General features: G+C 45.7%; 2 protein-coding genes and 1 pseudogene. 1 reads left to right on the top strand and 2 read right to left on the bottom strand.

Annotated elements, in window-relative coordinates; all coding sequences use genetic code 11:
* Both A4S05_RS37845 and A4S05_RS37850 read right to left on the bottom strand, forming a co-directional pair.
* Positions 1-741, bottom strand: a pseudogene (locus tag A4S05_RS37845) (HEAT repeat domain-containing protein); the annotation flags it as partial.
* Positions 742-1,185: 444 nt separating this feature from the next.
* Positions 1,186-1,662 carry a hypothetical protein gene (locus A4S05_RS37850; protein ID WP_069074864.1) on the bottom strand — a complete coding sequence of 159 codons (477 nt, stop codon included), beginning with the start codon at positions 1,660-1,662 and terminating at the stop codon, positions 1,186-1,188.
* Between the two features lie 385 nt (positions 1,663-2,047).
* Here A4S05_RS37850 and chlP point away from each other — a divergent pair, with 385 nt between their 5' ends.
* On the top strand, positions 2,048-3,268 hold the full coding sequence (gene chlP, locus A4S05_RS37855) for a geranylgeranyl reductase (protein ID WP_069074865.1): 1,221 nt from the start codon (positions 2,048-2,050) through the stop codon (positions 3,266-3,268).
* Positions 3,269-3,381 lie beyond the last annotated feature (113 nt).

Below are 3,381 nucleotides of genomic sequence, written 5' to 3' on the forward strand. Positions count from 1 at the left end.
GGTTTTATCCTTTAGGATGTCGAGGATGTCTTTGACGTAGGGTTTGGCTGTCTCACCCATTTTGCCCAATGCCTCTGCTGCGCGGGAACGAACACTTGTGTTAACGGTTTTATCCTTGAGGATGTCAGCGATGTCTTTGACGTAGGGTTTGGCTGTTTCACCCATTTTGCCCAATGCCTCTGCTGCACTGGTACGAACATATAAGCTATCAGAGGTAATAACAATAAAGGTTTCGTCAAGTAGGATATCAGCCTTAAGGATGTCGGCGATGTCTTTGACGTAGGGTTTGGCTGCCTCTCCCAGATTTCTCAATGCCGATGCTGCACTGGAACGAACATAAGCATCAACGGATTTATCCTTGAGGAAGTCGAGGATATCTTTGACGTAGGGTTTGGCTGCCTCCCCCAGATTTCCCAATGCCAATGCTGCACTGGAACGAAAATCGGACTCAACAGATTTATTCTTGAGGATGTTGGCAGCTTTCTGAGCAATTACCTCCGGTTTCTGAATCACCGCTTGCAAATTTTGCAAATCATATTCATTGAATTTCTCAAAAGCGAGTTGCTTCACTCCGTCATATTCATCATCAAGGGCAGCAACGATACCGTTAATTTGCCATGCTTCTGGCTGAGGTTTTTCTTTGGCGTTTACCCAAGGTAGAGAAAGGAAGAGAGTTAGCAGTAGGGTGAAACAGAAAAGGAAAAAGAGCGATCTGCTGGTGTGGCGGGGAGTTATGAGCATAAATCAGGGCAAGGCGGCAGATTACACGCGGCTAAAAGTATAATAACAACCTTGCAATTCCTAATTCCTGATTGAGAGTCTTTAATACTTGCTCAGGAGTATCAAAGACTCGCCGATGAGTATCAAAGACTCTCCCGCGAGTATTAAAGACTCGCCAACGAGTATCAAAGACTCTCCCACGAGTATTAAAGACTCTCCCACGAGTATTAAAGACTCTCCCGCGAGTATCAAAGACTCTCCCGCGAGTATCAAAGACTCTCCCGCGAGTATCAAAGACTCATTAATGAGGTTTAACTAATCATTCAGGAGTTCAAAGACTACAGCACTTATTGTTTGAATGCAGTACACCACGATACGCACTTTGGGCACAGCATTGCTGTGCCCCTACGAATGGTTGTATTTGACGCAAGCGAGAACGGCTATAAACCGAATGGCAATATTTGCTTATGAATCAGAAGCAGTTTTAGCAGGTTTACTTTTAATAGCTTTAAACCGTTCCCCTAACTGTTCGGCAATAGTTTTTAACCCTGGAGTTTTCTTCGCAGCAGTCTTCACGTAATCATAAACAGTCAAACTGCTGCCCATTGCTTCACTGCCGACTGCCATTAGGGTATCATCTACCTGTTCTGTAAGTTGTTGCAGTTTAATCAACAGTTCGGTGAGGGTGGCGGCTAATTGATAATCCCGCACAAATTCGTCTACATCAAAGCTGGCTGGTAAAATGTCTCGGTTCGACTGGGCAGCAGTCAGGCTAGTGTTGACAAAGGCTAGGCTTTTATCGCCCATTTTAAATAACTTGCGTCGTTCTTCCACACTCAGGGTAACGAGAAAAGGCATCTTTGCTTGGATAGTCGCAAAGGCTGCTTTAATTTCTTGGATATCTGCTGGGGTAAGGGAGCCTGTAATATTTTGGTAAGCCATTGGTTATTTACTGTGGTAAATCTGTTTGTTATGATTCCCACTGATAAATGCGATCGCACAGTATTTAAGGAAGGGAGAGTAGGGAAATTAACCTCTCTGGTGTACACATAAGTCGAATTACCCCCCTTAATCCCCCCTTATAAAGGGGGGAAACCGGAAAATCTTGTTCCCTCCCCTTTACAAGGGGAGGGTTAGGGTGGGGTAAAACCTACGCTTCAAGCTTACGATTCCCACTGATAAATGCGATCCATCCGCCATCTCGCTTTTCGTATCGAAACATTAAGGAATATTGCATTTGTGCAGGAACCTGAAGGAAAAGCGCCAAATCACTAGAAAGACCGTGGTAGTATGCTCTCGGTAAATGTGAAGATTGGGAGAAAGACCTTTGACACTACGGGTTGCTGTTATTGGGTCAGGCCCTGCTGGTTCATCTGCCGCTGAAACACTGGCAGCCTCTGGGATTGAAACCTACCTGTTTGAGCGGAAGCTAGACAACGCAAAGCCTTGTGGGGGTGCAATCCCCCTGTGTATGGTGAGTGAATTTGACTTACCACCAGAGATTATCGATCGCCGGGTACGGAAGATGAAAATGATTTCGCCTTCCAATCGCGAGGTTGATATTAATCTGATAAATGAAGATGAATATATAGGAATGTGCCGCCGGGAAGTCCTGGATGGCTTTTTGCGCGATCGCGCGGCCAAAGTAGGCGCAAATTTAATTAATGCCACTGTTCATAAACTTGATATACCAGGAAACAATACTGATCCCTATACCATCCATTACATTGACCATACAGACGGTATATCACAGGGGATTGCTAAAACCCTGAAGGTGGATCTAATTATTGGGGCCGATGGGGCTAATTCTCGCGTTGCCAAAGAAATGGACGCAGGGGATTACAATTATGCGATCGCTTTCCAAGAGCGAATTCGCTTACCCGAAGACAAAATGGCCTACTACAACGACCTCGCCGAAATGTATGTCGGTGATGACGTTTCGACCGATTTCTACGCTTGGGTTTTCCCCAAATATGACCACGTAGCTGTCGGTACTGGTACGATGCACATCAATAAAGCCAGCATCAAACAGTTACAAGCTGGCATCCGCGCCCGTGCTTCCGAGAAACTAGCAGGCGGTAAAATCATCAAAGTAGAAGCCCACCCAATTCCCGAACATCCACGTCCCCGTCGTGTTGTCGGTCGCATCGCTTTGGTGGGGGATGCTGCTGGTTACGTTACCAAGTCTTCTGGTGAAGGTATTTATTTTGCCGCTAAATCTGGGCGGATGTGTGCCGAAACCATTGTCGAAACATCTAACAGTGGTAGCCGGATTCCTACAGAAGGCGACCTCAAGCTTTACCTGAAGCGTTGGGATAAAAGATACGGACTCACTTACAAGGTGTTGGACATTCTGCAAACCGTGTTCTATCGTTCCGATGCTACCCGTGAGGCGTTTGTGGAAATGTGTGATGACCTCGATGTACAACGGCTAACATTCGATAGCTATCTGTATAAAACGGTTGTCCCAGCTAATCCCATCACCCAACTGAAAATTACTGCCAAAACCATTGGTAGCTTAATTCGGGGTAATGCCCTTGCACCTTAATTGAGGGCAAATGACTGGGAATTCCAACAAATAAATTACTCAATTTTGTGGGGTGGATATCTTGCACGCTTAATTAATCAGGGCGAGCAAGATGCCATTGGCGTCAAGTTAAG

The sequence above is a fragment of the Nostoc sp. KVJ20 genome, from assembly GCF_001712795.1.
Classification (GTDB): Bacteria; Cyanobacteriota; Cyanobacteriia; order Cyanobacteriales; family Nostocaceae; genus Nostoc.

Coding starts and splice junctions, on each gene's coding strand:
- A4S05_RS37850 (WP_069074864.1), bottom strand. CDS start 1,662: ATGGCTTACCAAAATATTACAGGCTCCCTTACCCCAGCAGATATCCAA.